Raw genomic sequence first — 25,586 nt, forward strand, 5'->3', positions numbered from 1 at the left:
CTGACACCGTGTCATGAACAGCCGGGGGTGAGGCGTGGAAGCCGGGGAAGTCCTCGACGGCCGCTACCGAGTCAAGGAGGCGCTCGACCAGGGCGGCATGGGCGCCATCTGGACGGCCACCGATCAGGGAAGCGGGCAGTTGGTCGCCGTCAAGACGCTGCGGCTCGACGCTTACACGCAGGGCCGGTTCACTCCGGCAGAGCGCACGCGACGCCGGGTCGAGCTGCTGAAACGCTTCGAACGCGAAGGCGCCATTCTCGAAGAACTGAAGCATCCCGGCATTCCACGCCTGCTGCACCGTGGCTACCTGGGGGAGGAGCCCTACCTCGTCATGGAATACGTCGAGGGGGTCAGCCTGCGTGCGTTCCTGGACACACGCAGGCCATTCCCGTTCGATGCCGCCGTCGCCGTCGCCGTACAGGTCGCCGAAGCCCTGGGGCACGCGCACGCGAGTGGCGTGGTGCACCGGGACCTGAAACCGGGCAACGTGGTCATCGCCTTCGCGGACGGAGCGGTGAAGCTGCTCGACTTCGGTATCGCCTACCTCACCGACCCCGACGCGACCCGCTACACAGCGCTCGGTGCGACCCCCGGCAGCGCCGGGTACATGGCCCCGGAGCAGCTGCGGGGCCAGCAGGACATCGCCGCCTCGGTGGACCTCTACGCGTTCGGCTGTGTGCTGTTCGAACTCCTCGCCGGCGAGAAGCCCTTCGAGGACAAGCCGAACCGCAACAAGGACATCCAGCACCTCGAGACCCTGCCGCCGCGCCTGCAGAGCATCAACGTCGGCATTCCAGAGGAACTGGACGACCTGGTGTGGGACCTCCTCGCCAAGTCCCCTGCGGACCGCCCGGGGACCATCCACGAAGTCCTGGACGTCCTGCGTGACTTCCTGCCGAAGCCGGGCGACCCGGCTCCCGATCCAGAGTTGAATCCGGACCCGACCGCTCGCTATCGCCTGCGGGAGCGTTCGGTGGCAGGCACGGCGGACAAGCGGCCCGCCCTCCGCGCCGCTTCGCGACGTCCGGTCCGCCGTCGTGGCGGGTGGCTGGGACGCAACCAGTTCGCGGGACGGATCGCCCAGGCCCGGGCGGAACTGCTCGCCGACGGCCCCGGCGACCACTGCGCCGAGATCCTCGACCTGCTGCCCAAGGCGGTGTCGGACTGGGGTGCCCGCGAGCCGATCGTCCTGGAGGGGCGGCTGGTGTGTGCCGACGCCGCCCGGCTGGACGGTCGTACGGGTGAGGCGAAGGAGCAGTACCAGCACGTGGCCGAGGATGGAGAGCTCTCAGATCCTCTGGTGCTGGAGGCCCGCCTCGGGATTGCCGAATGCCTCATGCCCGAGGGGGACTTCGCCGGGGCGTTCAGCGGCTGGCGCGCGGTGGTGCACAGCCTGCCTCTCGTCGCAGTACCGGACTGCGACCGGCTGAGGAGCCGCTGCCGCGAGGTCGCTGTCGAGCTTGCTGAATCGGGTTACGAAGCGGAGGTGACCGGCCTCCTCGCCCAACTGCCTGAGCCGTAGCCCATCACGTCCGGGGAAGCTGCCCCGCGGCCAACAGGTCCCCGAGTGCCCGGCTCAGCTCGCCGCCCACGCTCTTCATATCGGTGAGCTCACGTTCGAAAGCAGTGATCTTTCGATAGATCTCCCCGTACCGTCGCTGATCCTCCAGTGAGAGCCTCGGGATGTGCAGACGCCGTACGTCGATGCGTGACGTGGTGGACGCGTGGGTACCGGCCCTCTGCACATTGGCCGGGGCGCGCAAGCAGCCAGACAGGAACCATGGGTCCAGGACCGCGGGATTCGCCCTCAGCGCCGCCAGCTGGGGCCCCAAGACGGACGGGGCGGCGGTGTCCACCCGCACGTCGAAGGAACGGGCCAGCACCGAGACGATGACGTCCTGGGACGCTGTGACCGTGAGGGAGCCGTCCTGTTCGCCCGCTGCGACGGCCGACGCGGGAAGCCACAGTTGCGCCTGCCCGGACAGCGGAGCGCCCGTGAGGACGCGTGCCTCGTCCTCCTGGCTTTCCCCGCGGCGCACCAGGGGTTCCGGCAGCCCCTGCCCGGGTCGGATCTCCAGAGCTCCGGCCCGTTCGAGTTCGCCGACGCTGATGAGCGGAACCGTCTCGTCGCCGTCGGCGGGTACGAATGCGGACAGGGCATCGGCGGCATCGCGCAGTTCCCTCATGTGAGCGTCGAACCCAGTCCAGAGACGTCTGAGGTCGACGATGGTGGCGGCCCGGGTCCTCGGAACCCGCCGGGCAGGCGTGAGGTCCACCTGGTCGTCCAGCAGCTCGACCACGGGCACGGAGGAGCTTCCCAGCATGCTTGTGCCGCCGAGAACCCCCATGATCTGCGCCGTCACAGCGGACCAGTCGAAGCCGCCTCTGTCGACGGCCACGGGCCGAGCGGCGTGTGTGGCGTCCACGAACGTGAACTCTGCGCCGTCCGCTCCGCCCGTGCCGTGGGCCCCGCCCGCGCGCAGGATCCACAAATGCAGTCCGACACCGTAGGGCGGGGCGGCGCCGGGCGGCAGGGCGATCACGGCCCGGAGCACGCCGGACCGCAGGAGACCGGCCCGGATCCGGCGACCCGCCCGGCGCGCCGCCACAGCGGGCGGCAATACCAGAACCGCGACGCCGCCGGGAGCCAGAGCTGCTGCGGCATGCTGGACCCAGGCGAGTTCCGGCTCGGTGCGCGGAGGTTGACCGTGCACCCAACGCGGGTCTGTGGCGAGCTCCGCATGACCCCAGTCACGCTCGTTCGAGGGCGGGTTGGAGAGGACCACATCGGCCTGTGCTCCGGGGTGGGCATCGGCCCGCAAGGTGTCACCCGCCGCCAACGAGACATTGGAGAGATCACGCTCGGTGAATCCTCCGACCGCCAGGCGCGCCTTGGCCAGCTCCACAAGAACCGCGTCGCTGTCCTGGCCCAGGAAGCGCAATCCCGCCGCCGCATGGTCAGCGGCCCACTGCCGACCGGCTGTGAGGAGCAACGTCCCCACCCCGCACGCGGGATCCAGCACGGTCCGTACTGGGCCCGGGTGGTTCAGAGCTGCGATTTGCCCCATGAGGTCGGCCAGCTGCACCGGAGTGGTCGTGATCTGCCGTACGTGTGTCCGGAGCCACCGCTCCAGAAGAAGGTCGAAGGTCCTATGCTCCTCGTCCTGCGCGGCCAGTTCGAGAGTGCGCTCCAGAAGACGGGCATGGCGCTGATCAAGGAGCGCCCCCGTCATCGGCCTGCCGGTCTTGACGCCGCTCTGCCAGAGTCCGACCTGGGCCACCAGCAGGCCTGTCGTTTCCCGGTCGCCCAGTGACTCATATTCCGGCCAGAGCCGGTCGAGCGGGTTCAGGGCCGTCTTGAGCTTGTTCTCCCGCCTGAGCCACTCCTCGACTTGGGGAAGGGAGAACTGCGGGCTTGTGTCGGTGCCGCCGACAGGGGAGGGAAAGTTGTCGTACCGCCGCCGCCAATTGCTGACAGCGGCGCGCCCGACTCCCGCGATACGGGCGATCTCCGCCAGGGTGACGACAACCGGGGGTGACCCCGCGGGTGTGGACATGGTCTCCTCCGGAGTTCATGGCGGCTTCGCAACGAATGGATCCGTGATTACCTGCGAATCAGGGTGGGTGTTGTTTGACTGAGTTTACGCACAGGCTGAGGGCGCGCTCCGCGTCGGACAGCAACATGCAGGCAGTAGCCGTTTGTGAACCAGTCGCCGTGGCATCCCTGCCGACGCGGCGGCAGATCGCCCAGTGATTGACCGAGGTCACCACGAGGTGTGGGTCACTTGATCGCCTCTGCAACCCGACCTAGCAAGACAGTAGATCCGGGCCCGTAACGCCACAGGTTTGAGAAGGGCCTCCGTTTCTTAGAGGAGGACCTCTCCCGATCGTTCATCCGTGTTTCAGGTGGCGGACGAGCCCCTGGAACACGCTCCGGGCGCCGGGGTCGGTTAGGTCTCCCAGGGGGTAGTGAAGGGCGGGTCTGGCTCCAGGGCCGAGCCGCTTGGGGAGGCTGCCGAAGGGCGGATGCCCGGCACGGGCCTGACCGACGGCGTCAGGCTCGTGCCGAGGGTGAACGCGACGGGGGCGGGCGGGGCTTCCAGGCGCGGCGGACCGTGAGGTCGTGGCGGGCTGAGCGCAGCGACTTGAGCAGGGTGACGAGACCGTGGTCGGCGGCGAGTGCGGTCGCGAGTCCCTCGACGGCGTCCAGGGTCGGTGTCTCGTCGCCGCCGTAGCCGAGCGCGAGGGTGATGTCCTCCTCGACTCCCGCCAGTGTTCGGAGAACGCGGAGAGTTGCCAAGGTGGGGCGGCCGGGGTGTCCGACCGCGACGAGCCAGGTGGGCCGGGGTGCGGGCGCGGGCCAGATCGTGTGCTGCCGCGGGGAGCCCTGAACGCGTCGACCTTTTCGGAGAGGCCCAGGCCCTCGTCACCCGCCTGCGGAGACCCCCGTAGGCACCGTGCGCAGTTCCCGCGACGGACCCCCCACCCTCCCCCGTAAAGCAGACGAAAGGAAGCTCACCGGGAGGGGAACAGGACGTGGCAGGGCACAGGGGCAGACGTGTCAGGGGTACGGCGGCCGCGGTGGTGGCGATGGCTGCGCTCACCGCGTCGCAGGCGCCGGGGGTGATCCCGGCGCGGGCCTCCGTACCGGCGCCCGGTCAGGCACCGGCCGAGCACGGACCGAGCGTGTCCGGCGACGCGCCGTACAGGACCGAGCTTCCGCCGCTGCGGACCGGGAAGCGCGCGGGTGGTGGCGGGGCGGCCGTGGTGGTGGGCGGCGCGCTGCCTGCGAGTGTGTTCGCCGCCTATCGGCGGGCCGAAAACCGGCTCGCGCGTGAGGTGCCCGGCTGCCGGCTGCGCTGGCAGCTGCTGGCCGCGATCGGGCAGGTGGAGTCGGGGCAGGCGCGGGGCGGAAGGGTGACGTCGGACGGTACGACCGTGGCGCCGATCCTCGGGCCGCGGCTGGACGGCGTGGCCTTCGCGCTGATCCGGGACACCGACGGTGGTGTCCACGACCGGGACACGGCGTACGACCGCGCGGTCGGGCCCATGCAGTTCGTCCCGTCGACCTGGGCCCGCTGGGGCGCGGACGGCAACGGCGACGGGCGTACGGATCCGAACAACGCCTTCGATGCGGCCCTCGCCGCCGGACGGTACCTGTGTGCCGGCGGCCGGGACCTGTCCGTCCCCGCCCAGCTGGACCGGGCGATCCTCGGCTACAACCACTCGGCGGCCTATCTGCGCACGGTCAGGGCCTGGTACGCATACTTCTCGGAAGGACACCGGGTGGTGCCGGACGGCTCCGCCGGGTCCTCCGCCAGGGCCTCCTCCGCGCGCCCGGAGCCGTCGCGGCCGGCCGCCGCACCGGAGCCGTCGCGCACACCCTCCGCCCGGCCCAGTGCCCCGCCGCCCCGTACCTCGTCGACCCCCGCCTCCCCGGCCCCGGCCGGAACCGGCCCGGCCACCGAACCCGAGAAGTCGGATGAGCCCCAACTCCCCGCCCCCGACCCGGACATGGAGCTCCCCGGCGAGAACCTGCTGCCCAGCGGCGTCCCACTCACCAGTAACAGCGCGGACTCGATGACCGTCTCCCCCTCCACAACCGCCGATACTCGGCGGTAATGTCGCCCCCCGCCGGACAGCACGAGACCGGTGGGTGAGCGCGAAGGGGTCCTCATGGCGACGGACATGCCCGCAGAGACACCTGCGGAGATGCACGCGGCCGACGAGCGGTGGCGCCACATGTGGAGCCACCGCGAGCATTTGCTCAAGGTGGCCCGGCGCAGGTCGATGAGTGCGGAGGACGCCGAGGACGCGGTACATGAGGCGATGCTGCGTGCCGCCGAGCGGCCCGACCTGGACGAGGAACGGCTCGTGGCCTGGCTGACGACGGTGACGATGCGCCTGTGCGTCGACCGCTACCGGCAGATGAACCGCGAGGCCGAGGTGCGAACCAGCCCGACGCTCATCGCCCCGGGTCCGGTGCCCGTCGAGGAGGCGGTGTGCGACCGGGCCGAGGCGAAGTGGCTGGCGGTGCGCAGCGGTGAGCTGCCCGCGCGGCAGGCCGAGGCGCTGCGGCTGAAGTCGGAGGACCTGGACGTCGGCCAGGTCGCCGTCCGGATGGGTCTGAGCTACCGGACCGTCGAGTCGCTGCTGGCCCGGGCCCGGCGGACGCTGCGGCAGTCGCTGGCCGCCACGCTCGGGTGCGCGCTGTTCCTGATCGGGTGGCGGCCGCGCGGGGTCGGCAGGGCACAGGCCGTGGCGGTCGCCTCGGGGGCGGCGTCCCTGGCGGTGGCGGGGTTCGTCCTGCCGTACGCGCTCGACGGCAGCGGAGGCGGGGGCGGTGCGACGCCTCGGCCCGCGGTCGCCACCCCGGACGCGGAGACGATGAGGACGGACAGCGGTGGCGAGGGCCGTACGCCTCGGGGGACTGAGCCCACGGCTGCCGCAGCCGAGCGCGGAGCGGCCGGGGCTCCCGTCGGCGAATCGTTCCTCCCGCTGTCCGTGCCGTCGCTGCCGGAGGTCCCGGTCGTCGCCCAGGTCCCGGACGTTCCGGAGGTCCCGGTGTCGCCGCTGCCCGGGCTGTCCGCGCCGGAGGTCCCGCAGGTGGCCGACGTCCCCGACCTGCCGGTGGAGCCCTCCGTCGTGCCGACGGACATAGGGGATATGGCGGATGCCGCGGACACGGCGGACACGGCCGTCCCGGAATCCCCTGAGGCTTCCGGCGCACCGTCCATCTCGTTCCCCGGACTCACGGCGAGCCCGCTTCCCTAGCGCTGCCGGGCCCCCCGGGTAGCGCTGTCCGGCAGCCGCCCGCAGGCGCTGTCCGGCAGCCGCCCCCGGGCGCCAGCCCGCAGCGCTGCCCGGAATCCGCCCCCAGGCGCCGCCCCGCAGCGCCGCCCGGGCACCCACCCGAAAGCACCGCCCGGAAACCCGTCCCAGAGCACCGCCCGGAAACCCGCCCGAAAAAAATCCGCCACACCAGCGACGGACGCCCAGCCCCTCCCCGTAGAGCAGATGTCAGAGCTGCTCCAGGGGCACTGCTCCGCGGGCTGAAGGGTGGACCGGATGGGTGTCGAGATCTGTGTGGAAGGGCTGACCAAGTCCTTCGGTCACCAGGTCATCTGGCAGGACGTCTCGCTGACGCTGCCCGCCGGGGAGGTCTCGGTCATGCTCGGCCCCTCGGGCACGGGCAAGTCGGTGTTCCTCAAGACGCTCGTCGGACTGCTGAAGCCGGAGCGCGGCTCGATCACGATCCAGGGCCGGGACATCACCAAGCTCCGCGAGCACGACCTGTACGAGGTGCGCAAGCTCTTCGGCGTGCTGTTCCAGGACGGCGCGCTGTTCGGCTCGATGAACCTGTACGACAACATCGCTTTCCCGCTGCGTGAGCACACCCGTAAGTCCGAGAGCGAGATCCGGCGCATCGTGCTGGAGAAAATGGACATGGTCGGGCTGATCGGCGCCGAGGGGAAGCTGCCCGGCGAGATCTCCGGCGGGATGCGGAAGAGGGCGGGGCTCGCCCGGGCGCTCGTCCTCGACCCGGAGATCATCCTCTTCGACGAGCCCGACTCCGGCCTCGACCCCGTCCGCGTCGCCTACCTCAACCAGCTCATCGTCGACCTCAACGCCCAGATCGACGCGACCTTCCTGATCGTCACGCACGACATCGCCTCGGCCCGCCAGGTGCCGGACAACATCGGGCTGCTGTTCCGCCGCGAGCTGGTGATGTTCGGGCCGCGCGCAGAGCTGCTGAACAGCGACGAGCCCGTCGTACGACAGTTCCTGAACGGCCGGATGCAGGGCCCGATCGGCATGGCGGAGGAGAAGGACGCGGCGCAGGTCGAGCAGGAGCTCGCGCAGATCGACGACAGTGCGCGCGTGCAGCAGCTGACGCCCCGCCTGCTGCCGGGACCGGGCATCGCCCGCCCGCCCCGCTGGCAGGCGATCGCACGGCGCGAGGCTCAGCTCCAGCAGAAGGAGGTGGCCGGCGCATGAGCCTGTCACCGGCCGGAGCACTGCGGCACTCCGGCAGCCTCTTCGCGATGGCGCTGGACGTCGTCCGGACGATCCCCCGACGGCCCTTCCAGGCACGGGAGTTCATCCAGCAGGCGTGGTTCGTCGCGAGCGTGACGATCCTGCCGACGGCCCTGGTCTCCATCCCGTTCGGTGCGGTCATCGCGCTCCAGATCGGCAGTCTGACCCGGCAGCTCGGCGCCCAGTCCTTCTCCGGGGCCGCCTCCGTGCTCGCCGTGCTGCGCGAGGCCTCGCCGATCGTCACCGCTCTGCTGATCGCGGGCGCCGGCGGCACGGCGATCTGCGCCGACCTCGGCGCGCGGAAGATCCGCGACGAGATCGACGCGATGCAGGTGCTGGGCATCGATCCCATCCACCGGCTGGTCGTTCCCCGTGTGCTGGCGTCGATGCTGGTGGCGGTGCTGCTCAACGGCCTGGTGTCGGTGGTCGGCGTGGCAGGCGGCTACTTCTTCAACGTCGTCCTCCAGAACGGCACTCCCGGCGCCTACCTGGCCTCCTTCACCACGCTCGCCCAGCTCTCCGACCTGTGGGCGGCCGAGGTCAAGGCGCTGGTGTTCGGTGCGATCGCCGGGATCGTCGCCTCCTACAAGGGGCTGACCGCGAAGGGCGGGCCCAAGGGTGTGGGCGACGCGGTGAACCAGTCGGTGGTGATCACCTTCATGTTGCTGTTCGTGACGAACTTCGTGATGACCGCCGTGTACTTCCAAGTCGTTCCCCAGAGGGGCTGAGGCATGGCGCTGTTGAAAGGCCTGGAGGAGCTGGGAGCCCAGCTGTCCTTCTACGGGCGCTCGCTGGCCTGGACGGGGCGCACCCTGCGCCGCTACAAGAAGGAGATCCTGCGGCTGCTCGCCGAGGTGAGCTTCGGCCGGGGCGCGCTCGCCGTCGTGGGCGGCACGGTCGGCGTGATCGCCTTCCTGTCGTTCTTCACCGGTACGGAAGTGGGCTTGCAGGGATACGCCGCGCTCAACCAGCTCGGCACCTCCAACTTCGTGGCGTTCCTCTCGGCGTACTTCAACACCCGTGAGATCGCCCCGCTGGTGGCCGGGCTCGCGCTCTCCGCGACCGTGGGCGCCGGTTTCACCGCCCAGCTGGGCGCGATGCGGATCAGCGAGGAGACCGACGCGCTGGAGGTCATGGGCGTGCCCTCGTTGCCGTTCCTCGTGACGACCCGGATGATCGCCGGGTTCGTGGCCGTCGTCCCGTTGTACGTGATCGGCCTGCTCTCCTCGTACCTGGCCGCCCGCACCATCACCACCGGCTACTACGGGCAGTCCACCGGCACGTACGACCACTACTTCCAGCAGTACCTGCCCCCGGTGGACGTGCTGTGGTCCTTCGGGAAGGTGCTGGTCTTCGCCGTCCTGATCATCCTGGTGCACTGCTTCTACGGCTACTACGCGAGCGGCGGCCCGGCGGGGGTCGGCGTCGCGGTGGGCCGTGCGGTGCGGACCTCGATCGTGGCGATCAACGTCCTGGACTTCTTCCTGTCGCTGGCGATCTGGGGCGCCAGCACGACCGTACGGATCGCGGGGTGAGCCGCCGAATGAGGGTGTTGAGACTGAGGTTGTACGGCGTCGTCTTCATCGCCGTGCTCGCCCTGCTGCTGTCCCTGTCCGTCGCCGTCTACCGCCAGGTGTTCACGCCGGTCGTAAGGATCACCCTGGAGGCCGACAGCCTCGGCAACCAGCTCGATCCGCGCGCCGACGTCAAGCTGCGCGGGCTGCTGGTCGGTGAGGTGCGCGAGGTGCGGGCCGACGGGACGAAGGCGACGCTCGACATCGCGCTGAAGCCGGAGCACGTCGCCGAGATCCCGTCCGACGTGCACGCGCGCCTGCTGCCCAAGACGCTGTTCGGCGAGAAGTACGTCGACCTGATCGCACCGCGCGGCTCATCGGCCCGGCCCATCCGCGCCGGGGACGTCATCACCCAGGACCGCACCCGCGTCGGCATCGAGGTCCAGCAACTGATGAACGACCTGCTGCCGCTGCTGCGGACCGTGCAGCCCGGCAAGCTCAACGCCACGCTCTCCGCGTTCGCCACCGCCCTCGACGGCCGCGGCGACCGGATCGGCGACAACCTCACGCGAGTGGAGGCCTACCTGCGCCGCCTCAATCCGCACCTGCCGTCCCTGAAAGAGGACATCGCACGCTTCGCCGACGCCGCCGAGGTCTACGGCGACGCGGCGCCCGACCTGATGGAGATCCTGCGCAACACCGTCACCACCAGCCGCACGATCGTCGAGCAGAAGGACCGGCTGGCGGCGGCTCTGACGACCACGGCGACCGTCGCGGGCACCGCCGAGGACTTCCTCGACGCCAACGGCGACCGGCTGATCACCCTCGGCCGGGTCTCCCGCCCCACGCTGGAACTGTTCGCCCGGTACTCGCCCCAGTACCCCTGTCTGCTGACCGGGCTGGTCCGGCAGGAGAAGGCGTCCGAGGAGGCGTTCCGGGGCGGGAAGATGCACATCACACTGGAGGTCGTACGACCGCAGGGTGCGTACGAACCGGGTGAGGAACCGCGCTACGGCGAGCGGTCGGGCCCGAACTGCCGTGATCTGCCGCATCCTCCGGTGCCGGCGCCCGGCGCCCACCTCGATGACGGTTCCGACAAGCCGGGTACGGCCTCGGGCGGCCCCCTCGGCGTCTCCGCCACCCGGGCCGAGCAGCGGGCCGTCGGCTCACTCGTGGCGCCGGTGCTCGGAGTGCCCGCCGACGAGGTGCCGCCGGTCGCGACGCTGCTGTTCGGGCCGATGGCGCGCGGGACGGCGGTGAGCGTCGCATGAGCACCACAGGGGCCCGGCGCACCGCCGCGCCGTTGATCAAGTTCAGTCTCTTCGCGCTGGTGACGGTGGTGGCGACGGCCCTGCTCGCCGCAACCATCGTGAACATCTCCTTCACCCCCGAGCACGAGTACCGCGCGGTCTTCAGCGACGTCACCGGCCTGGAGGAGGGTGACGACATCCGGGTGGCGGGAGTGCGGGTCGGCGAGGTCGCGGGCATCCGGATCAAGGACCGGACGCTGGCCGAGGTCACCTTCACGGTCAGCCGGGACCGGCCGCTGCTCACCAGCACCGGCGCCGTCATCCGCTACCGCAACCTGGTCGGTCAGCGGTACCTCGCGCTGACCGAGGGCGCCGGCGACAGCACCCGGCTGCGCCCCGGCGGCACGATCCCGCTCGCGCGCACCCAGCCCGCCCTCGATCTGAACGCGCTGCTGAACGGCTTCAAGCCGCTGTTCGCCGCGCTCAGCCCGAAGGACGTCAACCAGCTGGCCACCGAGATCATCAAGACCCTCCAGGGAGAGGGCGGCACCGTCAACAGCCTGCTGACGCACACGGCGTCGCTCACCACGACACTGGCCGGCCGCGACAAGCTGATCGGCTCGGTGATCGACAACCTCAACACCGTGCTGAAGACGCTCGACAAGCGCGGCGCCCGCTTCTCCGGACTGCTCAAGCAACTGCGCCGGGTCATCTCCGGCCTGTCCGCCGACCGCAAGCCCATCGGGGAGTCGCTGGTGAGCATCGGCGGCCTGACGGAGGCCACCTCGGGCCTGCTGAAGGACGCGCGCCCGCCGCTCAAGGACGACATCGCGGAACTGACCGACCTCACCGGGACGCTGAACGACAACGAGAAAACCGTGGAGGGCGTGCTGAAGAGGCTGCCGAACAAGCTGGGCGAGCTGACGGGGACGGCGTCCTACGGTTCGTGGTTCAACTTCTACCTGTGCGACTTCGACGGCCGGATCGTGCTGCCGAAGACGAAGCAGGTGCTCACGCCCGAGATGCACGTGGCGAGGGCGAGGTGCGGGGCATGAGCCGCAAGCGCCGCCCGGAGCCGCTGTTCAAGGTGCGCGTGGAACCGCCGAAGCTGCCGCGCCTGAGGCTCCCGAGCGTACGGGCCCGTCGCAAGCCGCGTCCACAGCCGCTGATGAAGGTCCGCGTCGACCCGCCGAAGCTGCCGAGGATACGGCTCCGCCGTCCGCACCTCGGGCCCTTCCGCGAACGCAATCCCCTCGTCATCGGTGCCGTCGGACTCACCGTCCTGGCGTTGCTGACCGTGGCGGCGTTCAACGCCGACCGCCTGCCGGTGATCGGCGACGGCGAGACGTACAGCGCCGCCTTCGCGGAGGCGGGCGGTCTCAAGCCGGGCGACGAGGTGCGGATCGCCGGGGTCAAGGTCGGCAAGGTCGAGGAGGTCGACCTGGACGGCGACCACGTGAAGGTCACCTTCAAGATCAAGGACGAGCCGGGGTTCGGCACCGAGACCGGCGCGTCGATCCGGGTCAAGACGATCCTCGGCGCCAAGTACCTCGCCCTGCGCCCCAGAGGGCGGGGCCAGTTGGAGCCCGGTAGCGAGATCCCGCTGGAGCGGACCGTCCCCGCGTACGACGTCGTGCAGGCGTTCAGCGATCTCACCACCACGACGGAGAAGGTCGACACCGACCGGCTGGCCAAGGCCCTGGACACCATCTCCACCACCTTCGAGGACTCACCGCAGGAGGTACGGGCGTCCATCAAGGGCCTGTCGAAGATCTCCCGGACGGTGGCCTCGCGCGACAAGGCCCTCGGGGAGCTCCTCGACCACGCGAACGGCGTGACGGGCGTACTCGCGGACCGGTCGGGCGACTTCACCGCCCTGGTCGAGGACGGCGACAAGCTGTTCAAGGAGATCAGCAAGCGGCGTGCGGCGATCCACAAGCTGCTGAAGACCTCCGCCGCGCTCGGCATCCAGCTCTCCGGCCTGGTCCAGGACAACGAGAAGGAGATCGGGCCCGCGCTCAAGGGCCTCAACACCGTGGTGAAGATGCTCGAACGCAACCAAGCCGGCCTGGAGCGGAGCATCAAGCTCCTGGCTCCCTACGTACGGGTCTTCACCAACACCCTCGGCAACGGCCGCTGGTTCGACTCCTACGTCCAGAACCTGGTCGCCGCCCCGGTGGTGCCGCGGACGCGAACGGGAGGTGCGCGGTGAGCAACCGCTGGAAGACGAGCCTGGTCCTGCTGACCGTCCTGGCCCTGGTCGCGGCGCTCACCTACGTCCTGTGGCCGCGGACCGAGCCGGCCCGCGTCACGGCGTATTTCCCCCGCACCGTCGGCATCTATCCCGGCTCGGACGTCCGCGTGCTGGGCGTGCGGATCGGCCAGGTCAGGAAGATCACGCCGGAGGGCGGCCGGGTGCGGGTGGAGCTGGAGTACGACGCGGACCGCAAGGTCCCGGCGGACGCACAGGCCGCGATCATCAACTCCTCGGTGGTGAGCGACCGTTACGTGCAGCTGCTGCCGGTGTACCGGAGCGGCCCGGTCCTGCGGGACGGGGACGAGATCCCCGAGTCGCGCACGGCCGTGCCGGTCGAACTGGACCGCGTCTTCGACAGCCTGCACACCACGGCCGAGGCGCTGGGACCCGAGGGCGCCAACAAGGACGGCGCCCTGTCACGGTTGCTCGGCGTCAGCGCCGACAACCTCGACGGCCAGGGCGAGAACCTGCACCGGACGGTGGAGGACCTCTCGGAGGCGGTCACGACCCTGTCCGACGGCCGCACGGACCTGTTCGGCACGGTCCGCAACCTTCAGGTGTTCACGGCGGCGCTGGCGGCGGACGACAAGAACGTGCGGTCGTTCAACAGCAGCCTCGCCAAGGTCGCCGGGCAACTCGCGGGCGAGCGCAAGGACCTGGCGGCCGCGCTGAAACACCTCGGCACGGCCCTCGGTGACGTGTCCGCCTTCGTGAAGAAGAACAAGAAGTCGCTGACGTCGAACGTGGAGGGCCTGAGCAAGGTGACCAAGGTGCTCGTCACCCAACGGGCGGCACTGGAGGAGCTGCTGGAGGTCGCGCCGACGGGCATGTCGAACCTGAACAACGCCTACAACCCCGCCGCCGGCACCCTCGACACCCGCAACAACCCCGACCACCCGCAGGATCCGGCCTCCCTGCTGTGCTCGATCCTGAAGACGACAGGGGAGAAGGCCGACTGCCGGGACCTGAGGGACCTCTTCGACTCCCTGCCCGAAGTGCCCGAAGTGCCCGAAGTACCCGACGGTACTGCGGCCACCGGCAGGGTCGACCGCACCCTCGGCGGAATCCTGGGGGCACGCGCATGAGGCCACTGCGCAAGGGCGGGGCCGTCGCGTGGGCGGCCGTCGGGACACTGCTGCTGTCCGGCTGCGAGTTCAACGGCTGGTACGACATCCCGCTCCCCGGCGGAGCCGCCGCCGACGGCCGTGCCTACCACGTCACCGTCGAGTTCCGCGACGTCCTCGACCTGGTGCCGCAGTCGGCGGTCAAGGTCGACAACGTCACCGTGGGCGCGGTGGAGAAGGTGGACCTGGAGGGCTGGCACGCGAGGGTCCGCCTCCGGGTCGCCGACTCGGTGAAGCTGCCCGCCAACGCCGTGGCCGGGCTGCGGCAGACCAGCATGCTCGGCGAGAAGTACGTGGCGCTGGCCGCGCCGCCGGAAGGCACGCCGGTCGGCCGGCTTCGCGACGGCGACGTGATCCCCCTGTCCCGCACCGGCCGCAACCCGGAGGTCGAGGAGGTGCTGTCCGCGCTGTCCGCCCTGCTCAACGGCGGCGGCGTCGCCCAGCTCAAGACGATCACCACGGAGCTGAACAAGGCCCTGGAGGGCCGGGAGAACCGGGTCAAGTCCCTGCTCAAGGAGCTCGACACCTTCATCGGCGGCCTGGACGACCAGCGCCAGGACATCGTCCGCGCGCTGAAGGCCGTGGACCGGCTGGCCAAACGGCTGGGCAAGGAGAAGACCACGATCGCCGAGGCCGTCGACGCGATGCCGCCCGCCCTGAAGGTCCTGGCCGACCAGCGCCGCGATCTGACGAGGATGCTCACCGCCCTGTCCAAGCTGGGCAAGACCGGCACCAAGGTGGTCAACGCCTCGCACGACGACACGGTTGCCAACCTCAAGCAGCTCCGGCCGATTCTGCAACAGCTCAACAAGGCGGGCAGCGACCTGCCCAACTCCCTGGAACTGCTGACGACGTACCCGTTCCCGCGCAACGTGGTGGACGCCATCAAGGGCGACTACGTCAACCTGCACATCACGGCGGACCTCGATCTGCCCGGGATCTACGGCAACCTGACGGACGAGCCGGGCGGCCGGAACGGCGGGGACACGCGGATACCGGAGCTTCCCGAGGTCCCGGACCTGCCGGACGTACCGGATCTCCCGGAGGCACCGGATCTGCCGGACGTGCCGAAGCCCACCGCGCTGCCGAGCGGTCCAGGCGTGCCGTCGGCCCCGTCGGCACCCTCAGGCGGTGACGATCCGCTGTGTCCGCCGGTGTGCACCGCCGGCTACGGCTTTGGCGGCCACCGCACCGGGGGCGACTGGCCCGAGGGGATCGACCTCGAACTCGCCGAGCTGATGCTGAAGGGGGTCCAGCCATGATCACCCGTACGGTCAAGGCACAACTGATCGCCTTCGCCGCCCTCACCGCCGTGGGGGTGTCGTACGTCGGCGCCGAGTACACGGGCCTGGTGGACGAGGTCCTGGACCGCGGCTACACCGTGCGGGCCGACTTCGCCGACTCCGGGGGCGTCTTCCCCGGCGCCGAGGTCACTTACCGCGGGGTGCCGGTGGGTAAGGTCGGCGCCCTGCGCCTGGCCGGCTCGGACGGGGTCTCGGTCGCGCTCGACATCGAGGACGGCGCGCCCCGTATTCCGGCGGACACGCTGGCGGTGGTGGCGAACCGCTCGGCGGTGGGCGAGCAGTATGTCGACCTCCAGCCCCGCACCTCCCGCGGCCCGTACCTGCTGAACGGCAGCACGATCCCGCGCGAGAGCACGCGGGTGCCGCTGTCGACGACGGACATGGTCCTCGGCCTGGACCGCCTGGTGAACTCGGTCGGCAAGGACGACCTGGGGGTCACGGTCGACGAACTGGGCAAGGCGTTCGCCGGCACCGGCCCGAACCTGGGCCGTCTGGTGGACTCGGGCAACACCCTGGTCGAGTCGGCGTCCGAGGCGCTGCCGGAGACGACCGCCCTGATCGAGGACTCACGGAAGGTCCTGAAGACGCAGACCGACCAGGGCTCTTCGATCAAGTCGTTCGCGCGCGATCTGGCGGCGCTGTCAGCCCAGTTGAAGTCCAGTGACGCGGACCTGCGCAAGCTGATCGGCAACGCGCGGCCGGCGGCGCAGGAGCTGAACTCGCTGCTGAAGTCGGCCGGACCGCAGCTGTCGGTCCTGCTGACCAACCTGATCAGCGGCGGCCAGGTCACGCTGGCCCGCCTCCCCGGTGTGGAGCAGGCCTTGGTCACGTTCCCGCTGATGGTCGCGGGCAGCTACACGGTCGTCCCGGGCGACGGCACCACCCACTTCGGCCTGGTGCTGAACGCCGACGACCCGCCGGCCTGCACCCAGGGGTACGGCACGACACGCCGCGACCCCGCGGACACCAGCACACGCGAGGCGAACACCGGCGCCCGCTGCTCTCTCCCGCGCGGCAGCCAGTCGTCGGTACGGGGCGCGCAGAACGCCCCGGGCGCGTCGACCGCCGGCGGGGGAGCGAACCAGGCGGCGTACGTCACCCCGTACGACCCGGAGACCGGCACCACCACCGGCCCGGACGGAAACAACGTCGAGATCGGCTCGACGGGCGGCCAGCAGGCCGTGTTCGGAAAGGAGTCGTGGCAATGGCTGCTCGTCGGCCCCATGGCATGAGGCAGGTACCACCCCGAGTGATGACGGCCGGACTCGTCGCGGCGACCGTCGTCACCACAGCACTGGCGCTCTGGCTGGCAGTCGGAATCCACGCACAGAACGAGGCGGACCATCGACGCCAGGGCATCCTGGCCGCGGCCCGCCAGTCGGCACTGAACTTCACCTCCCTCGACTACCGGCACTACGACCGCGACAGCGCGAATGTCCTGGCGGGCGCGACGGGCGACTTCAAGAAGCAGTTCACCGCCCAGACGGAGCAGTTGACGAAGCTGGTCGCCCGGAACAAGTCCGTGTCGGAAGGCCAGGTCCTGGAGGCGGGCATCGTTCGCTCCGACGAGGACTCGGCCCGTGTGCTGGTGGTCGCCGACAGCAAGGTGACCAACACCGCCGTGCCCGGGGGAGAGGCGCGCACGTACCGGCTCCAGCTCGACCTCGTACACAAGGACGGCCGCTGGCTGACGTCCGACGTCGAGTTCGTCGGCTGATTCACGGGCCGATTCGCCGACCGACAAGCACCGACGAGGAGTACCACCATGCCGAAGACGACCACCGGCCGCGCCCCCGGTCCCGGCACCCGCCGTACCATGACGGCCGCCGCCCGCGCGGCGGCGAAGCGCGCGGAGCGCGGCCACCGCGAAGCGGGCGCGGTGACGGCCACCCACGAGGAGTCCCCGCGCCGGGCCGAGCGGCCACTCGCCGGACGCACCGTCCTCATCGAGGCCCCGAAGCGTGGCTGGGACGACCCGCCGGAGCCGTCGCCGGAGTCGTTCGGGGAGGACGGGCCGCAGGAGCGCAGCGAGCCCGGCTCCGGCGGCCGACGGAAGCTGCTCACCTTGCTCCTGGCCGTCCTGCTCGTCGTCGGCCTGGTCGTGCTGGCCGCCCTGGGACGGCAGTACCGCGACGGCCGCCTGACGGAGACCGCCCGGAGGGAGGCGCTCACGGCCGCGCGCACAGCGGCACCGATCGTCCTGTCGTACGACTACCGCCACCTGGAGAAGGACTTCTCGAGGGCCCGCGCCCACCTGACCGGTGACTTCCGCGACGAGTACGGCAAGACCACGAAGACCGTGGTCGCCCCGACGGCCGAGAAGTACCACGGAGTCGTGAAGGCAAGGGTCGCCGCCCCCGGCTCCGGCGGCGCCTCGGCCGCCTCCGTTGTATCGGCCTCCCCCGAGAAGGTCGTCGTCCTGCTCTTCGTCAACCAGGTCACCGAGAGCACTCAGGTGTCGGGGTCCCGCGTGGACCAGAACCGGGTGCGGATGACGATGGACCGTACGGGTGACGAGTGGAAGGTGAGCGCGGTGGACGCGCTGTGAAGGCAGGACCGGGATCCCCCTCCACTACACCCGGCCGGGCCAGGCAAAGGTGGACGGGCTCTTGTGCGTTACCCGTGATCAGAGCGACTGACGCGGGACGTCCGCCTGTGCCGAGTGCGCCGTGGACCGTCGTGTCACCCGCTCCAGGTGCCGTGCCAAGACCTCTCGCGCCTCCGGCGTAAGCGTCCGCAGCGCCACCAGCGCCGTGATGACGACATCGCACAGCTCCGCCTGCACGTCCTCCCACGTGTGCGTGACCCCCTTGCGCGGGTTCTGCCCCGTCGCCCCGATCACCGCCTCCGAGACCTCGCCGACCTCCTCGGTCAGTTTCAGAATGCGCAGGAGTACGCCCTCGCGGCCCTCGATCGGCTGGTTCCTGTCGAGCCATTCCCAAAGGGTGTCGATGGTGGTCCAGAGGTCGGGGCCGGGAGGTGTCTGGTCGGTCATGGCCGCAGACTGCCATGAGGGTCTGACAACGCCCCGGCCTGCGCCCCGGCCCCTGCAGGGTGCGACCACGCCCCGGCCCGCGCCCCGGCAGGTCCGACCACGCCCCGGCCCGGACCCCGGCCGCCGCCCCTACTCCATGTACTCCTCCTCGAACAACGCCTCCTGCTCTCCCTCCTTCGCCTTCCGCAGCCGCCTCGCCCGGGCCCCCACCACCACCGCCGTGCCCGCCGCCGTCGCCGCGAAGGCCGCCGGGATCATCCAGCCGCGGTTCACCGCGTGGCCGAGCAGGTGGTCCACGGAGAGTCGGCCCGGGCCGGTGATGGCCAGGCCCGCTGCCGTGAGGCCGAGCGTCGCCGCGTACTCGTAGCCGCCGCCCTGGTTGAAGAAGCCGTTCGGGGTGTGCACCGCCGCCGCTCCGGCCATCGCGCCGGCCGCCGCCGCTCCCGCGGCCGGGGTCGCCAGGCCCAGGGCCAGCAGCGTGCCGCCGCCCGTCTCCGCCAGGCCGGCCGCCGTCGCGCTCGCCTTGCCGGGGGAGTAGCCGACGGACTCCATGAACTGGCCGGTGCCCTCGATGCCGTGGCCGCCGAACCAGCCGAACAGCTTCTGCGTGCCGTGCGCCACCAGCACACCGCCCGCCCCGAGCCGGAGCAGCAGCAGACCCAGATCACGTCGGTCGTTACGCCTCACGTCGTCTCCCGTAGCAGGTAGCAGGTAGCAGGTAGCAGCAGCAGGAACGGAGGAACGCCCCCGTCTCTCCTCGCGTTTTCACCGTCGCACCCCTCACCGCTCACGACACCCGGCGGGCCCGTCCCGGGACGCCGTTCGGGTGGCACCGGTGGCGTGCGGCCGTGGCCGGTACGAGGCTGCTCGCATGACGATTCAGACCACGCGCCTCAGCGATCCCGCCGTCCGGGCCTTCGTGACCGCCGTGAACAACCACGACCGCGAGAGCTTCATGGAGCTCCTCGCGCCGGACGCGACCATGACCGACGACGGTTCCGACCGTGACCTCGACGACTGGGTGGACCGGGAGATCTTCTCCTCCCACGGCCACATGGAGGTCGACAACGAGTCCAACGGCGGCCGTTCCCTCCTCGCCCGCTACAGCAACGACACCTGGGGCGAGATGCGCACCCGGTGGAGTTTCCAGGTGGACGACGACGGCCGGATCACGCGCTTCGAGACCGGGCAGGCCTGAGATTCCTTCACCCGCGGGGGCTTGTCCTCGCGTGCGCTCCAACTCCTAGCGTCTCCCGCATGGAGACCACACGGCCGCTGGGACGCAGCGGCATCGAGGTGAGCGCCCTCGGCTTCGGCTGCTGGGCGATCGGCGGAGAGTGGCAGGCGGCGGACGGACAGCCGCTCGGCTGGGGCAAGGTCGACGACGAGGAGTCGGTGCGGGCGGTGCGGCGCGCCCTCGACCTGGGTGTCACCTTCTTCGACACCGCCGACACCTACGGCGCCGGGCACAGTGAACGCGTGCTGGGCCGGGCCCTCGGCAAGCGCAGGGCCGACGTCGTCGTCGCCACCAAGTGGGGCAACGTGTTCGACGAAGAGACCCGTACTCTGACCGGCGGTGACGACTCTCCGGCCTACCTGCGTCGCGCCCTGACCGCCTCCCTGCGGCGGCTCGGCACCGACTACGTCGACCTCTACCAGTTCCACCTCTCCGACGCCGATCCCGATCAGGGGGCCCTGCTCCGGGACGCGTGCGAGGAACTGGTCCGCGAAGGGCTGATACGGGCCTACGCGTGGAGCACCGACGACCCCGCACGCGCCGCGGTGTTCGCCGAGGGGCCGCACTGCGCCGCCGTCCAGCACGCTCTCAACGTCCTGACCGACGCACCCGCGATGCTCACGCTGTGCGAGGAGGCCGGCCTCGCGAGCGTCAACCGCAGTCCGCTCGCCATGGGGCTGCTCAGCGGGAAGCGCCGGGACCGGCAGCCGCTGGAGGCCGGTGACATCCGCAGCAGGCCCCCGGCCTGGCTGCGCGGGTTCGGTGACGGGTCCGGCGCCGACCCGGAGTGGCTCGCCCGCGTCGACGCCCTCCGGGACGTCCTCACCAGCGAGGGCCGTACACCCGCCCAGGGTGCCCTGGCCTGGCTGTGGGCGCGCAGCACCCGCACGGTGCCCATCCCCGGCTTCCGGTCGGTCGCCCAGGCCGAGGAGAACGCGGGGGCGCTGGAGAAGGGCGCCCTGACCGAAGCACAGCTGGCCGAGGTCGACCGGCTGCTCGGGCGCTGATCACCGACCGGTCCTCGATGTGAGCGGCAGTCGTTCCACGCCCACCGGTGCGTACTCCGCGGTCCCTCGCGGAATCCACCCCCACCCGGTGCCGTGGAACGACTGCCGCCTCCCCCCAGAAGGTGGCCAACGGAAGCGCCGCACTCCAACTGTGAAGCTTTCGTGTAGGAGAGTTGAGCATAAGCTCCCTACCGGCCGCAATGGGGCGGAGGTTCCTATTCCGTTTGTGCAGGTTGACGAGTTGACGAATTCTGCCGCGCGCTCAGCCGCGTCCGACGTACGGCATCGCCGTCGCCAGGACGGTCGCGAACTGCACGTTCGCCTCCAGTGGCAGTTCGGCCATGTGCCGCACCGTGCGGGCGACGTCCGTGACGTCCATGACCGGTTCCGGGGCTACTTCCCCGTTCGCCTGCAGCGCTCCCGTCTGCATACGGGACGTCATGTCGGTGGCCGCGTTGCCGATGTCGATCTGCCCCACCGCGATCCCGTACGGCCGCCCGTCCAGGGAGAGGGACTTCGTCAGGCCGGTCAGCGCGTGCTTGGTCGCCGTGTAGGCCACCGACATCGGGCGGGGCGTGTGCGCGGAGATCGAGCCGTTGTTGATGATCCGGCCGCCCTGCGGGTCCTGCTCCTTCATCTGCCGGTACGCCGCCTGCGCGCACAGGAACGCCCCGTTGAGGTTGGTGTCCACCACGTGCCGCCAGGCCTCGTAGGGCAGTTCCTCGACCGGCACACCGCCCGGGCCGAACGTGCCCGCGTTGTTGAACAGCAGGTCGACCCGGCCGAAGCGCTCCACGGTGGCGGTGAACAGGGCGCTCACGTCCTCGGGGCGTGAGACGTCCGTCCGTACGGTGAGGCACGCGCCCACGGCCGCGCCCGAGGCATTGCCCTTCGCCGTGCCCGCTGTCGCCCTCTCGAGCGCCAGGGCCGCCGTCTCCTGCAGTGTCTCCTCGCGCCGGCCCGCCAGCGCCACCGACCAGCCCGAGCGCAGCAGTTCCACGGCGACCGCCCGGCCGATGCCGGAACCCGCCCCGGTCACCACCGCGATTGCGTTGTCCTTGGCATTCATGGGCCCGCAGCGTAACGGGAGCCGAACCCCTGCCCCCGCGCGCCGGATCCCGGCCTCGAACCGACGTGAACCCGCGCGCCGGATCAGGGCCTCACACCGACGTGAGCCCTCGCGCCGGATCAGGGCCTCAAGCCGACGTGAGCTCCGGTTCGCCCGCCTCGTCGGGGTAGCGGACGCCGACGCGGTCCCGGATCGCGTCCAGCGTGCGCATCACGGCGAGCGTGCCGTCCAGCGGGACCAGTGGGGACTCCGTCTCCCCGGCGCGCAGGGCCCGCATCACCTCCAGCGCCTCGTGGCGCATGCTGTTGCGGGGCCCGTCCGCGGGATCGGCCGTGAACTCCTCGGCGTCGCGGCCCTCCCGGTGCAGGACGAACCGGTCCGGGAAGAAGAAGCCGTGCGGGATGTCGATCCGGCCCCGGGAACCGGTGACCGACGCCGAGGTCGCCGTACCGCCCACGATGGAGCAGTGCACCGAACCGAGCGCGCCGCTGTCGAAGGAGAGCACCGCCGCCGTCTGGAGGTCGACACCCTCCTCGGAGAGCACCGCCCGCGCCGCGACGTCCGACGGCTCCCCGAGCAGCAGCTGCGCGAACGACACCGGATACACGCCCAGATCGAGCAGCGCGCCGCCGCCCAGCTCCGGGTTCCGCAGCCGGTGCGAGGGCGGGAAGGGCCCGGCCAGCCCGAAGTCGGCCTGGACGCTGCGCACCTCGCCGATCGCACCGTCGTCGACCAGCGCCTTGAGCCGCCGGACCAGCGGGTTGCAGTACATCCACATCGCCTCCATCAGGAAGCGCCCGTGCTCCCGCGCCAGCGCGACGAGTTCCCCGGCCTCGCGCACGTTCAGCGTGAAGGGCTTCTCGCACAGGACGTTCCGCCCGGCCGCGAGACACAGCCCGGCGGCGGTCCGGTGCGCCGTGTGCGGGGTGGCGACGTAGACGACGTCGACGTCCTCGTCCTGCGCGAGCTCGTTCCAGTCGCCGTAGGCCCGGGGTATGCCGAAGCGCTCCGCGAACGCCCGCGCCGACTCCTGCGACCGGGAGGCCACCGCCACGACGTCCGCGTCGGGCAGGTCGATCAGATCCGCGGTGAACGCGCCCGCGATTCCGCCGGTCGCCAGGATCCCCCACCGCACCGTGTCCGCCGTCATCGCGCCCCGCCTCCACCTCGTGACCCTGAGCAGTACCTGCGAGCTGTCGTACACACCGTCCGTACGACAGCCGTACGGGCAGTCGTACCTGCCGTTCGTACGGCAGTCGTACGAGCAGTCCGTACGAGCTGAGAGCATAGGTGGCGATCGACTCGGAGAGGGAGGGACTCATGCCCGAGGGTGGGGCGTCCATATCGAACACCGCACAGGAGGCCGCGGCCGGGACGGAGCGGCCCGACCGCACACCGCACCGCCGCACCGGGCTCCTGGTCACCTTCCTCCTCGGAAGCCTGACCGCCGTGCCCCCGCTGGCGATGGACATGTACCTCCCGTCCCTGCCGGAGGTCACCCGCTCCCTGCACGCGCCGGCGGCGACGGTCCAGCTCACGCTCACCGCCTGCCTGGCCGGCATGGCGCTCGGACAGCTCGTGGTCGGGCCGATGAGCGACCGGTGGGGGCGCCGCCGCCCGCTGCTCGCCGGGCTCGCCGTCTTCGTCGTCGCCACCGTCCTGTGCGCGCTCGCGCCCACCGTGGAGACGCTGGTCGCCTTCCGGCTGGCCCAGGGGCTGGCGGGCGCCGCCGCCATCGTCATCGCCAGGGCCGTCGTCCGCGACCTCTACGACGGCATGGCCATGGCCCGCTTCTTCTCCACCCTCATGCTGATCTCCGGAGTCGCCCCGATCGTGGCGCCGCTCATCGGCGGGCAGGTCCTGCGCGTGACCGACTGGCGGGGCGTGTTCGTCGTCCTCACCGCCATCGGCGTGCTGATCGGGGTCCTGGTCTGGACGAGGCTGCCCGAGACGCTGGAGCCCGCCGAGCGGCACGGCGGCGGTGTCGGCGAGGCCCTGCGCGCGATGCGCGGCCTGCTCGCCGACCGTGCCTTCGCCGGCTACATGCTCACCGGCGGCTTCGCCTTCGCCGCCCTCTTCGCCTACATCTCGGCGTCCCCGTTCGTCATCCAGGAGATCTACGGCGCCTCCCCGCAGACGTTCAGCCTGCTGTTCGGCGTCAACTCGGTCGGGCTGGTCCTCGTCGGCCAGATCAACGGCAAGATCCTGGTCGGCCGGGTCAGCCTCGACCGGGTGCTGGGCATCGGCCTCACGATCGTCATCACCGCCGCGACCGCGCTGCTGCTGATGTCCCTCGGCGTCTTCGGCGAGGTCGGCCTGGTGCCGGTCGCCGCCGCGCTGTTCGTGCTGATGTCCGCCATGGGCATCACCCTGCCCAACACCCAGGCCCTCGCCCTGATGCGCACCAAGCACGCGGCGGGCTCCGCGTCGGCCCTGCTCGGCACGTCGTCCTTCCTCATCGGCGCGGTCGCCTCCCCGCTCGTCGGCGTCGCCGGGGAGGACACCGCCCTCCCGATGGCCGTCGTCCAACTGGCCGCCGCACTGGTGGCACTGGCCTGCTTCATGGGAATGTGCCGACCCTGGAAGCAGGAGAGCAGCCGCGCGAGCGTGGAGGGAGCAGTCAGCTGAGCGCACCCAGACTGCGCGACGGCACGCCGGAGCGGGCCGGACTCGACCCGGGGGAACTGCGTCACCTCGTCCGGGAGGTCCACGTCCTCACCACCGGGCAGCGCCCCTGGGCACCGGGCGCGGTCCTCGTCGTCGGACGCGGCCCGGTGATCGCGGTCGAGGAGGCGGCGGGCTGGGCCGTCCGCTACTCGGCCTACGACCCCGACGCCGACGCCGGAGTGGAGCTGCCTCTCGGGCAACGGGTCCCGATGACCGTCGGCACGCCCTTCGACCTGGCGTCCCTCACCAAACTGTTCACGTCCGTGGCCGCCGTGCAGCAGATCGAGCGGGGCACGCTCGGCATCGACGCGAGGGTCGGGGCGTATCTGCCCGACTTCACGGCGGCCGCCCGGCACGGCATCACCGTACGGCAGCTGCTCACGCACACCTCCGGGCTGCGGCCCGAACTCCCGCTGTACGACTGTGCCGACGACACGCAGCGGCTGGCCGCGCTCCGGGCGGAGCCGCCGGTCGGCGTGCCGGGCACGTACTGCTACTCCGACCTCAACATGCTGCTCCTGCAGTACCTCCTGGAGCGCATCACCGGCCGCACGCTCGACGTCCTGATCCGCGACGGCATCACCCGGCCGCTGGGCATGACGGCGACGGACTTCGGGCCCTGCCCTGGCGCCGCGGCGACGGAGGACCAGCGGCGGCCCTGGGCCAAGGCGGACCGGGGCATGCTGCGGGGCGAGGTCCACGACGAGAACGCCTGGGCGCTCGGGGGCGTGGCCGGGCACGCGGGGCTGTTCTCCACCGGCCGGGACCTCGCGGTGTTCTGCCGCACCCTCCTCGCCGGCGGTTCGCACGGCCCGGCCCGCATCCTCGGCCCCGACTTCGTCGAGCTCCTCTTCACCCCGCCGGGCCTCGGCTTCTCCCTCGACCAGCCGTGGTTCATGGGCGACCTGGCGGGCCGCGGCGCGGCGGGCCACACCGGCTTCACGGGCACGTCCCTCGTCCTGGACCCGGCCACGGACACCTTCCTGATCCTGCTCACCAACGCGGTCCACCCGCGCCGCCGCCGCCCGGACAACGCCCCGAGAGCGGCAGCGGCGTCGCGGGTGGCGCGGGCGGTGCGAGGGATGTGAGAGCGTGGCCGATCGGCTCTGCACGCGGCCGATCGGC

The 25,586-nt window shown here is 71.1% G+C and carries 24 protein-coding genes; 18 read left to right on the plus strand and 6 right to left on the minus strand.

Annotated elements, in window-relative coordinates; all coding sequences use genetic code 11:
* Positions 1-34: 34 nt before the first annotated feature.
* Entirely contained in the window at positions 35-1,522 is a 1,488-nt protein-coding gene (locus FDO69_RS29565) for a serine/threonine protein kinase (protein WP_104783842.1), read from the plus strand.
* Between the two features lie 4 nt (positions 1,523-1,526).
* Here FDO69_RS29565 and FDO69_RS29570 read toward each other — a convergent pair whose 3' ends face one another.
* Positions 1,527-3,557: an N-6 DNA methylase gene (locus tag FDO69_RS29570; RefSeq protein WP_104783845.1), complete on the minus strand. Its 2,031-nt coding sequence runs from the start codon at positions 3,555-3,557 to the stop codon at positions 1,527-1,529.
* A 497-nt stretch (positions 3,558-4,054) separates the two neighbouring features.
* Positions 4,055-4,300 carry a DUF6177 family protein gene (locus tag FDO69_RS42770; protein WP_104783848.1) on the minus strand — a complete coding sequence of 82 codons (246 nt, stop codon included), beginning with the start codon at positions 4,298-4,300 and terminating at the stop codon, positions 4,055-4,057.
* A 290-nt stretch (positions 4,301-4,590) separates the two neighbouring features.
* Here FDO69_RS42770 and FDO69_RS29580 point away from each other — a divergent pair, with 290 nt between their 5' ends.
* The 13 genes from FDO69_RS29580 to FDO69_RS29640 all read left to right on the plus strand — a co-directional run bounded on the left by FDO69_RS29580 (position 4,591) and on the right by FDO69_RS29640 (position 18,034).
* A complete protein-coding gene (locus FDO69_RS29580; protein ID WP_104783851.1) occupies positions 4,591-5,622 on the plus strand; it encodes a lytic transglycosylase domain-containing protein in 1,032 nt (343 codons plus the stop codon).
* Between the two features lie 54 nt (positions 5,623-5,676).
* Positions 5,677-6,774, plus strand: a complete 1,098-nt coding sequence (locus FDO69_RS29585) for an RNA polymerase sigma factor (protein ID WP_104784191.1) — start codon at positions 5,677-5,679, stop codon at positions 6,772-6,774.
* Between the two features lie 294 nt (positions 6,775-7,068).
* A complete protein-coding gene (locus FDO69_RS29590; protein ID WP_104783853.1) occupies positions 7,069-7,998 on the plus strand; it encodes an ABC transporter ATP-binding protein in 930 nt (309 codons plus the stop codon).
* Positions 7,995-8,765: an MlaE family ABC transporter permease gene (locus FDO69_RS29595; protein ID WP_104783856.1), complete on the plus strand. Its 771-nt coding sequence runs from the start codon at positions 7,995-7,997 to the stop codon at positions 8,763-8,765. Before FDO69_RS29590 ends, FDO69_RS29595 begins: the two co-directional genes overlap by 4 nt.
* A gap of 3 nt (positions 8,766-8,768) precedes the next feature.
* Entirely contained in the window at positions 8,769-9,572 is an 804-nt protein-coding gene (locus FDO69_RS29600; protein WP_104783858.1) for an MlaE family ABC transporter permease, read from the plus strand.
* An 8-nt stretch (positions 9,573-9,580) separates the two neighbouring features.
* The gene (locus FDO69_RS29605; protein WP_104783861.1) at positions 9,581-10,822 is read left to right on the plus strand and encodes an MCE family protein; all 1,242 of its coding nucleotides are present in this window, start codon (positions 9,581-9,583) and stop codon (positions 10,820-10,822) included.
* Positions 10,819-11,856 carry an MCE family protein gene (locus tag FDO69_RS29610; protein WP_104783863.1) on the plus strand — a complete coding sequence of 346 codons (1,038 nt, stop codon included), beginning with the start codon at positions 10,819-10,821 and terminating at the stop codon, positions 11,854-11,856. Before FDO69_RS29605 ends, FDO69_RS29610 begins: the two co-directional genes overlap by 4 nt.
* On the plus strand, positions 11,853-13,013 hold the full coding sequence (locus FDO69_RS29615; protein WP_234388170.1) for an MCE family protein: 1,161 nt from the start codon (positions 11,853-11,855) through the stop codon (positions 13,011-13,013). Before FDO69_RS29610 ends, FDO69_RS29615 begins: the two co-directional genes overlap by 4 nt.
* Positions 13,010-14,143 carry an MCE family protein gene (locus tag FDO69_RS29620; protein ID WP_234388171.1) on the plus strand — a complete coding sequence of 378 codons (1,134 nt, stop codon included), beginning with the start codon at positions 13,010-13,012 and terminating at the stop codon, positions 14,141-14,143. The genes FDO69_RS29615 and FDO69_RS29620 overlap by 4 nt, the downstream gene beginning before the upstream one ends.
* Positions 14,140-15,444: an MCE family protein gene (locus tag FDO69_RS29625; RefSeq protein WP_104783866.1), complete on the plus strand. Its 1,305-nt coding sequence runs from the start codon at positions 14,140-14,142 to the stop codon at positions 15,442-15,444. The genes FDO69_RS29620 and FDO69_RS29625 overlap by 4 nt, the downstream gene beginning before the upstream one ends.
* Entirely contained in the window at positions 15,441-16,718 is a 1,278-nt protein-coding gene (locus tag FDO69_RS29630; RefSeq protein WP_104783869.1) for an MCE family protein, read from the plus strand. Before FDO69_RS29625 ends, FDO69_RS29630 begins: the two co-directional genes overlap by 4 nt.
* Before the next feature lie 20 nt (positions 16,719-16,738).
* On the plus strand, positions 16,739-17,203 hold the full coding sequence (locus tag FDO69_RS29635; RefSeq protein WP_104783872.1) for a hypothetical protein: 465 nt from the start codon (positions 16,739-16,741) through the stop codon (positions 17,201-17,203).
* 48 nt (positions 17,204-17,251) lie between these two features.
* The gene (locus FDO69_RS29640) at positions 17,252-18,034 is read left to right on the plus strand and encodes a hypothetical protein (RefSeq protein ID WP_104783875.1); all 783 of its coding nucleotides are present in this window, start codon (positions 17,252-17,254) and stop codon (positions 18,032-18,034) included.
* A 78-nt stretch (positions 18,035-18,112) separates the two neighbouring features.
* Here the strand turns inward: FDO69_RS29640 and FDO69_RS29645 are convergent, their stop codons facing one another.
* Both FDO69_RS29645 and FDO69_RS29650 read right to left on the minus strand, forming a co-directional pair.
* Positions 18,113-18,481, minus strand: coding sequence for a MazG-like family protein (locus FDO69_RS29645; protein WP_104783878.1), 369 nt, complete (start codon positions 18,479-18,481; stop codon positions 18,113-18,115).
* A 129-nt stretch (positions 18,482-18,610) separates the two neighbouring features.
* Positions 18,611-19,168, minus strand: a complete 558-nt coding sequence (locus FDO69_RS29650; protein ID WP_104783881.1) for a DoxX family protein — start codon at positions 19,166-19,168, stop codon at positions 18,611-18,613.
* A 184-nt stretch (positions 19,169-19,352) separates the two neighbouring features.
* Between FDO69_RS29650 and FDO69_RS29655 the strand changes: the two genes are divergently transcribed.
* Entirely contained in the window at positions 19,353-19,679 is a 327-nt protein-coding gene (locus tag FDO69_RS29655) for a nuclear transport factor 2-like protein (RefSeq protein WP_104783884.1), read from the plus strand.
* Between the two features lie 59 nt (positions 19,680-19,738).
* The gene (locus FDO69_RS29660) at positions 19,739-20,725 is read left to right on the plus strand and encodes an aldo/keto reductase (RefSeq protein ID WP_104783887.1); all 987 of its coding nucleotides are present in this window, start codon (positions 19,739-19,741) and stop codon (positions 20,723-20,725) included.
* A 262-nt stretch (positions 20,726-20,987) separates the two neighbouring features.
* Here the strand turns inward: FDO69_RS29660 and FDO69_RS29665 are convergent, their stop codons facing one another.
* Both FDO69_RS29665 and FDO69_RS29670 read right to left on the minus strand, forming a co-directional pair.
* A complete protein-coding gene (locus tag FDO69_RS29665) occupies positions 20,988-21,794 on the minus strand; it encodes an SDR family oxidoreductase (protein WP_104783890.1) in 807 nt (268 codons plus the stop codon).
* A 127-nt stretch (positions 21,795-21,921) separates the two neighbouring features.
* Positions 21,922-22,944 (minus strand): Gfo/Idh/MocA family protein, encoded by a 1,023-nt coding sequence (locus FDO69_RS29670; RefSeq protein ID WP_104783893.1) that lies wholly within the window; start codon positions 22,942-22,944, stop codon positions 21,922-21,924.
* A gap of 170 nt (positions 22,945-23,114) precedes the next feature.
* Between FDO69_RS29670 and FDO69_RS29675 the strand changes: the two genes are divergently transcribed.
* Positions 23,115-24,422 carry a multidrug effflux MFS transporter gene (locus tag FDO69_RS29675; RefSeq protein WP_104783896.1) on the plus strand — a complete coding sequence of 436 codons (1,308 nt, stop codon included), beginning with the start codon at positions 23,115-23,117 and terminating at the stop codon, positions 24,420-24,422.
* Positions 24,365-25,549 (plus strand): serine hydrolase domain-containing protein, encoded by a 1,185-nt coding sequence (locus tag FDO69_RS29680; RefSeq protein ID WP_104783899.1) that lies wholly within the window; start codon positions 24,365-24,367, stop codon positions 25,547-25,549. Before FDO69_RS29675 ends, FDO69_RS29680 begins: the two co-directional genes overlap by 58 nt.
* Positions 25,550-25,586: the final 37 nt, after the last annotated feature.

Source organism: Streptomyces tibetensis, from assembly GCF_007655005.1.
Classification (GTDB): domain Bacteria; phylum Actinomycetota; class Actinomycetes; order Streptomycetales; family Streptomycetaceae; genus Streptomyces; species Streptomyces tibetensis.